The 6,742-nt window shown below is 60.2% G+C and carries 7 protein-coding genes; 4 read left to right on the top strand and 3 right to left on the bottom strand.

The window, feature by feature from the left end; genetic code table 11:
• Positions 1–98: 98 nt before the first annotated feature.
• The 3 genes from secB to QMX98_RS30895 are packed head-to-tail and all read right to left on the bottom strand — an operon-like array spanning position 99 to position 1,295.
• Positions 99–584, bottom strand: coding sequence for a protein-export chaperone SecB (gene secB / locus QMX98_RS30905; protein ID WP_007949026.1), 486 nt, complete (start codon positions 582–584; stop codon positions 99–101).
• A gap of 41 nt (positions 585–625) precedes the next feature.
• Positions 626–880 (bottom strand): glutaredoxin 3, encoded by a 255-nt coding sequence (gene grxC, locus QMX98_RS30900; protein ID WP_010464569.1) that lies wholly within the window; start codon positions 878–880, stop codon positions 626–628.
• A gap of 1 nt (position 881) precedes the next feature.
• Positions 882–1,295 carry a rhodanese-like domain-containing protein gene (locus tag QMX98_RS30895; RefSeq protein ID WP_010464571.1) on the bottom strand — a complete coding sequence of 138 codons (414 nt, stop codon included), beginning with the start codon at positions 1,293–1,295 and terminating at the stop codon, positions 882–884.
• A gap of 153 nt (positions 1,296–1,448) precedes the next feature.
• On the opposite strand from QMX98_RS30895, the gene gpmI reads away from it, so the two are divergent.
• The 4 genes from gpmI to QMX98_RS30875 all read left to right on the top strand — a co-directional run bounded on the left by gpmI (position 1,449) and on the right by QMX98_RS30875 (position 6,641).
• A complete protein-coding gene (gene gpmI, locus QMX98_RS30890; RefSeq protein ID WP_010464572.1) occupies positions 1,449–2,978 on the top strand; it encodes a 2,3-bisphosphoglycerate-independent phosphoglycerate mutase in 1,530 nt (509 codons plus the stop codon).
• A 241-nt stretch (positions 2,979–3,219) separates the two neighbouring features.
• On the top strand, positions 3,220–4,512 hold the full coding sequence (locus QMX98_RS30885) for a murein hydrolase activator EnvC (protein ID WP_282411888.1): 1,293 nt from the start codon (positions 3,220–3,222) through the stop codon (positions 4,510–4,512).
• Between the two features lie 31 nt (positions 4,513–4,543).
• The gene (locus QMX98_RS30880) at positions 4,544–5,863 is read left to right on the top strand and encodes a S41 family peptidase (protein WP_083375248.1); all 1,320 of its coding nucleotides are present in this window, start codon (positions 4,544–4,546) and stop codon (positions 5,861–5,863) included.
• Between the two features lies 1 nt (position 5,864).
• Entirely contained in the window at positions 5,865–6,641 is a 777-nt protein-coding gene (locus QMX98_RS30875; RefSeq protein WP_154911955.1) for a divergent polysaccharide deacetylase family protein, read from the top strand.
• The last annotated feature ends 101 nt before the right edge of the window (positions 6,642–6,742 follow it).

The following is a 6,742-nucleotide window of genomic DNA, read 5'->3' as shown; positions in this document are numbered from 1 at the left end:
AGCCTGCTCGCGAAGAGGGCGTGTCAGTCGACATCAATACCGACTGAAACACCGCTTTCGCGAGCAGGCTCGCTCCCACATGGGTGTTGCTGAACCGCTTACTGAACGGTCGGAGTCTCGCCAGCTGCCTGCATGCGTTGCAGTTCTTGTGCGTACAGCGCGTCGAAGTTCACCGGAGCCAGCATCAGGGCCGGGAACGAGCCGCGGGTCACCAGGCTGTCCAGGGTCTCGCGAGCATACGGGAACAGGATGTTCGGGCAGAACGCGCCGAGGGTGTGGCTCATCGAAGCGTCGTCCAGGTTCTTGATCAGGAAGATCCCGGCCTGTTGCACTTCAGCGATGAACGCCACTTCGTCACCGTTTTTCACGGTCACGGACAAGGTCAGCACGACTTCGTGGAAGTCGCCTTCCAGGGCCTTTTGACGAGTGTTCAGATCCAGACCGACGCTTGGCTCCCACTGCTGGCGGAAGATCGCCGGGCTTTTCGGGGCTTCGAACGACAAGTCACGTACGTAGATGCGCTGCAAGGAGAATTGCGGTGCGGTTTCTTCTTCGCTAGCTGCAGTGTTCTGTTGGTCAGTCATCTCAGATCCTTTCTGATCTTGGGGTCTTATAGGGAAGGCGTTCAGGCCTTGAGCATGGCGTCGAGCTTGCCGGCGCGCTCAAGGGCAAACAAATCATCACAGCCACCAATGTGGCGCTCGCCGATCCAGATCTGCGGCACGGACGTACGTCCGGCCTTCTGGGCCATGGCGGCGCGCACCTGCGGCTTGCCATCGACCTTGATCTCTTCGAAGGCCACGCCTTTGTTTTCGAGCAGGTACTTGGCTCGCGAACAGTAAGGGCAGTAATCGCTGGAATAGACGACGACGTTGCTCATATCACTTCACCAGCGGCAGGTTATCGCCTTTCCAGCTGGAAATACCGCCGGACAGCTTGGCGGCGGTGTAGCCGGATTTCATCAGTTCGCGGGCATGGGTGCCGGCGGTCTGGCCCATGGCATCGACCAGGATGATGGTCTTGGCCTTGTGCTTTTCCAGTTCGGCAATGCGAGCGGTCAGCTTGTCGTGAGGAATATTCAACGCGCCAACAATGTGACCGGCGGCGAAATCCTTGACCGGACGGATGTCGATTACAACGCCCGCGTCCTTGTTGACCAAGCCGGTCAGTTCACCGGTGCTCAGGCTGCGGCCGCCGCCTTGCATCTGATAAGCGATCAGCAACGCCAGCAGTACGACGAAGATACCGACGAGCAGATAGTGGTTAGTGGCGAATTGAATCAGGTTAGCAACCATCGAAGGAGGTTCCAGGGCGTTAAAATGTCGGCCAGTATACACAGCCACTATGGTGGGCCAAACCCCGTCCGGCGGTGACGGCGCAGGAACTTCGCTTTAAACTGCCACTCCCTTTTCCATCGCCCTCTTTTAATTCAGCCACGAGTGGAATCCATGACTACCACGCCTAAACCTTTGGTCCTGATTATTCTCGATGGCTTCGGTCACAGTGAGAGCCCTGAATCCAACGCCGTGTTTGCGGCGAAGAAGCCCGTACTGGACCGCTTGTGGGCCACTGTGCCGAACGGCCTGATCTCGGGCAGCGGCATGGACGTCGGCCTGCCGGACGGCCAGATGGGCAACTCCGAAGTCGGCCACATGAACCTGGGTGCCGGTCGCGTGGTGTATCAAGACTTTACTCGCGTGACCAAATCGATCCGCGACGGCGAGTTTTTCGAAAACCCGACCATCTGCGCCGCTGTGGATAAAGCCGTTGCTGCCGGCAAAGCCGTGCACTTCATGGGCCTGCTGTCCGATGGCGGCGTTCACAGCCACCAGGATCACCTGGTCGCCATGGCCGAACTGGCTTACAAGCGCGGCGCCGAAAAAATCTACCTGCACGCCTTCCTCGATGGCCGCGACACCCCGCCGAAAAGCGCCCAGTCGTCCATCGAACTGCTCGACGCGACTTTCCAGGCGTTGGGCAAAGGCCGGATCGCCAGCATCATCGGCCGTTATTTCGCCATGGACCGTGACAACCGTTGGGACCGTGTATCCCAGGCCTACAACCTGATTGTCGACGGCAATGGCGAATTCAACGCCGCCACCGCACAGGAAGGGCTGCAAGCTGCCTATGAGCGTGGCGAGAGCGACGAATTCGTCAAAGCCACCTCCATCGGCGAGCCGGTGAAAGTCGAAGACGGCGACGCCGTGGTCTTCATGAACTTCCGCGCCGACCGCGCCCGTGAGCTGACCCGCGTGTTCGTCGAAGACGATTTCAAGGAATTCGAACGTGCGCGCCAGCCGAAACTGGCCGGTTTCGTGATGCTGACCCAATACGCCGCCAGCATCCCTGCGCCATCGGCCTTTGCCGCCGGCAGCCTGGACAATGTGTTGGGTGATTACCTGGCGAAAAACGGCAAGACTCAGCTGCGCATCGCCGAAACCGAGAAATACGCCCACGTGACCTTCTTCTTCTCCGGCGGTCGCGAAGAACCGTTCCCGGGCGAAGAACGCATCCTGATTCCGTCGCCGAAAGTCGCCACCTACGACTTGCAGCCCGAGATGAGTGCCCCGGAAGTCACCGACCGCATAGTCGAGGCCATCGAAAACCAGCGTTACGACGTGATCGTGGTCAACTATGCCAACGGCGACATGGTTGGCCACAGCGGCGTGTTTGATGCGGCGGTGAAAGCCGTTGAATGCCTGGACCTGTGCGTCGGCCGTATCGTCGAAGCGCTGGACAAGGTTGGCGGTGAAGCGCTGATTACGGCCGACCACGGCAACGTCGAGCAAATGTCCGATGCCTCCACCGGCCAGGCACACACTGCTCACACCACCGAGCCAGTGCCGTTCATCTATGTCGGCAAGCGGAACTTCAAGGTGCGTGATGGCGGCGTGCTGGCGGATGTCGCGCCGACGATGCTGATGCTGCTGGGGATGGAAAAACCATCTGAAATGACCGGCACGTCGATTCTGGTGTAACCAGATCCATCTGACGAAGCCAAACCCTGTGGGAGCGAGCCCGCTCGCGATAGCAATCTGACAGCCAACATCATTGTTGAATGTCAGGGCGCCATCGCGAGCAAGCTCGCTCCCACAGTGGTTTTGGAGCGTTTTCAGAGGCAACGCTGCTCCGGTTATCACACAACCCCAATTGGGCGTTTTTTTTGCGGCGCTTGGCGGGCATACTAGGCCGTCCCTTTCCCTGGTGTCGCCCGCCTCTATGCTTCGCGTCCTGATAGCCCTTGCCCTGACTTGCCTGCTCCAACCGGCCTTCGCTGATGAGCGCGCGCAAACCCAACAACAGTTGGACGCCACGCGTCAGGATATTGCCGAGCTGAAAAAACTGCTGGGCAAGCTGCAGGAAGAAAAATCCGGTGTGCAGAAAGACCTCAAAGGCACCGAGACCGAGATGGGCAAGCTCGAGAAGCAGGTCGAAGCCCTGCAAAAAGAGCTGAAGAAAAGCGAATCCGAGCTGCAGCGACTCGATGGTGAGAAAAAAAAACTCCAGAGCGCGCGCACTGAACAGCAACGACTGATCGCCATTCAGGCCCGTGCGGCCTATCAGAACGGCCGTCAGGAGTACTTGAAGCTCCTGCTGAACCAGCAGAATCCGGAAAAGTTCGCCCGAACCCTCACCTATTACGACTACCTGAGCCAGGCCCGCCTGGAGCAGCTGAAGAATTTCAACGAAACCTTGCGCCAACTGGCCAACGTCGAAAAAGACATCGCCCTGCAACAGGCACAATTGCTGGTGCAGAAGAGCAGCCTCGACAGCCAGCGCGACGAACTCAACAAGGTTCGCAAGGAGCGCCAGCAAGTCCTGGCCAAGTTGAGCGACGACGTGAAGGCGCGCGACCAGAAGCTGGCCGCCCGCGAGCAGGATCAGGCAGACCTGTCTAAAGTCCTTAAAACCATCGAGGAAACCCTGGCCCGCCAGGCACGAGAGGCTGAAGAGGCGCGACAAAAAGCGCTCATCGCCCAGCAGGAAGCCGAAAAAAAGCGTTTACGTGAGGCTCAGGAGCAGGCGAATGCCACTGACGCCCCACGCAAACCGGTCAAGTCGAACCCTGGCGCATTGGTTTCCAGTTCAGGCGAGACCTTTGGCGGCCCTTTTGCTTCAAGCCGGGGAAGACTTCCGTGGCCGGTTGATGGTCGACTGCTGGCACGCTTCGGTGAATCCCGTGGCGACGACGCCCGTACCAAGTGGGACGGCGTGATGATCAGCGCCTCCGCCGGCAGCCAGGTGCACGCCGTGCATGGCGGTCGCGTGGTATTCGCCGACTGGTTGCGTGGCGCCGGGCTGCTGGTGATTCTCGACCATGGCAACGGTTTTCTGAGTCTTTATGGTCACAACCAGACGCTGCTCAAGTCTGCGGGTGACGTAGTAAAAGCCGGTGAGTCCATCTCCACTGTCGGTAACAGTGGCGGGCAGGACACACCAGCGCTGTATTTCGCTATTCGTCAGCAGGGTCACCCGAGTGATCCGGCGCAATGGTGTCGTGCGCAAGGATAAGTACGCCATCTACTTCAGGAGTTCGTTAGACATGCTGCATTTGTCCCGCCTTACCTCGCTGGCCCTGACGATCGCCCTGGTGATCGGCGCGCCTCTGGCGTTTGCCGCTCAACCGGCCCCGGCGGTCGCGCCTGCGGGCACTGCTGCGACCACCAAGGCGCCGTTGCCTCTGGAAGAGTTGCGCACCTTTGCCGAGGTCATGGATCGGATCAAGGCCGCCTATGTCGAACCGGTGGACGACAAGACCCTGCTGGAAAACGCCATCAAAGGCATGCTCAGCAACCTCGATCCGCACTCCGCCTATCTGGGCCCGGAAGACTTCGCTGAATTGCAGGAAAGCACCAGTGGCGAATTCGGCGGCCTGGGCATCGAAGTGGGCGCGGAAGACGGTTTCATCAAAGTGGTTTCGCCCATCGATGACACCCCGGCGTCCAAGGCTGGCATTCAGGCTGGCGACTTCATCGTGAAGATCAACGGCCAGCCGACTCGCGGCCAGAGCATGACCGAAGCCGTGGACAAGATGCGCGGCAAGATCGGCCAGAAAATCACCCTGACCCTGGTGCGCGACGGCGGTACGCCGTTCGACGTGACCCTGACCCGCGCCATCATTCAGGTGAAGAGCGTCAAGGCGCAGCTGCTGGAGTCGGGCTACGGCTACATCCGCATCACTCAGTTCCAGGTCAAGACCGGCGAAGAAGTGTCCAAAGCCCTGGCCAAGTTGCGCAAGGACAACGGCAAGAAGCTCAACGGCATCATTCTCGACCTGCGCAACAACCCGGGCGGCGTGCTGCAATCGGCAGTGGAAGTGGTCGACCACTTCATCACCAAGGGCCTGATCGTTTACACCAAGGGCCGCATAGCCAACTCTGAACTGCGCTTCTCGGCCACCGGCAAAGACGAAAGCGAAGCCGTGCCAATGGTTACGCTGATCAACGGCGGCAGCGCCTCGGCCTCGGAAATTGTCGCCGGCGCCTTGCAGGATCAGAAACGCGCGGTGGTCATGGGCACCACCAGTTTCGGCAAAGGCTCGGTACAAACCGTGCTGCCACTGAACAACGACCGCGCACTGAAGATCACCACGGCGCTGTACTACACGCCGAACGGCCGCTCGATCCAGGCCCAGGGCATCGTCCCGGACATCGAAGTGCGCAGGGCCAAGATCACCAACGAGCAGGACGGCGAGTACTTCAAGGAAGCCGATCTGCAGGGTCACTTGGGCAATGGCAACGGCGGCGCCGACAAACCGAGCGGTTCCAGCAGCAAGGCCAAGGCAATGCCGCAGGATGACGATTACCAACTGGCCCAGGCGCTGAGCCTGCTCAAAGGGCTGAGCATCACCTCCGGTCGCTGAGGTGCGCCTGCGGCTGCTGATCGGTCTGCTGTGCTGTCTGGCGGGCGTTGCCCACGCAACGTCCGCTACCGCTGCGCCGCAGAAAGCCTATCTCACGTTGATCATCGATGACCTGGGGCAGAACCTGCCCCGGGATCGTCGCGTGCTGGCCCTGCCCGGCCCGGTGACAGCAGCGATCATGCCCGACACGCCCCACGCCACCGAATTCGCCCGCGAGGCCCATCGCGCCGGCAAGATCGTCATCCTGCACATGCCCATGGACCCGGCCACCGGCCCGTTTGCCTGGCATCCCGATTTGCCCATCGACGAACTTGAGAAACGCCTGAGCGCGGCGTTCAAGGTCGTGCCTTACACCGCCGGCATCAACAACCATATGGGCAGTCGCATGACCGCTCAGCAACCGGCCATGGCCTGGTTGATGGCGGACTTGCAGCGCCGGCACAAGCTCTTCGTCGACAGCCGCACCAGCGCACAAACCGTCGCGGCAGCCGAGGCACAGAAGATTGGGTTGGCAAGCGTTTCGCGGGATGTGTTTCTGGATGACGAGCGCACCGAAGCGGCGATTTTCACGCAGTTGCAGACGGCGATTAATTTGGCACACAAGCAAGGCTCGGCGGTGATGATCGGGCATCCGTATCCGCAGACGCTGGCGGTGCTGGAGAGGGAACTGCCCAAGCTCAAGGCTCAGGGCATTGAGTGGATCGACATCAAGCAGATGATCAGCGTGCGCAGCAATCGCGCGACGGCTGCGCATGGAAAGGATGGCGTGTACCGCTAATCCGCAACAACACAAAACCACTGTGGGAGCGAGCCTGCTCGCGATGGCGGTGAATCAGCCAACAGTGATGTTGACTGACACTGCCTCATCGCGAGCAGGCT

The sequence above is a fragment of the Pseudomonas sp. PS02303 genome, assembly GCF_029959925.1.
Classification (GTDB): domain Bacteria; phylum Pseudomonadota; class Gammaproteobacteria; order Pseudomonadales; family Pseudomonadaceae; genus Aquipseudomonas; species Aquipseudomonas mandelii.
The sequence above is the reverse complement of the archived record's forward strand: the minus strand, read 5'-3'. Positions and strand labels throughout refer to the sequence as shown.

What these genes read in the sequence shown, in the direction of transcription:
- secB (WP_007949026.1), bottom strand. Translation starts at nt 584, where the DNA reads ATGACTGACCAACAGAACACTGCAGCTAGCGAAGAAGAAACCGCACCG.
- grxC (WP_010464569.1), bottom strand. Translation starts at nt 880, where the DNA reads ATGAGCAACGTCGTCGTCTATTCCAGCGATTACTGCCCTTACTGTTCG.
- QMX98_RS30895 (WP_010464571.1), bottom strand. Translation starts at nt 1,295, where the DNA reads ATGGTTGCTAACCTGATTCAATTCGCCACTAACCACTATCTGCTCGTC.
- gpmI (WP_010464572.1), top strand. Translation starts at nt 1,449, where the DNA reads ATGACTACCACGCCTAAACCTTTGGTCCTGATTATTCTCGATGGCTTC.
- QMX98_RS30885 (WP_282411888.1), top strand. Translation starts at nt 3,220, where the DNA reads ATGCTTCGCGTCCTGATAGCCCTTGCCCTGACTTGCCTGCTCCAACCG.
- QMX98_RS30880 (WP_083375248.1), top strand. Translation starts at nt 4,544, where the DNA reads ATGCTGCATTTGTCCCGCCTTACCTCGCTGGCCCTGACGATCGCCCTG.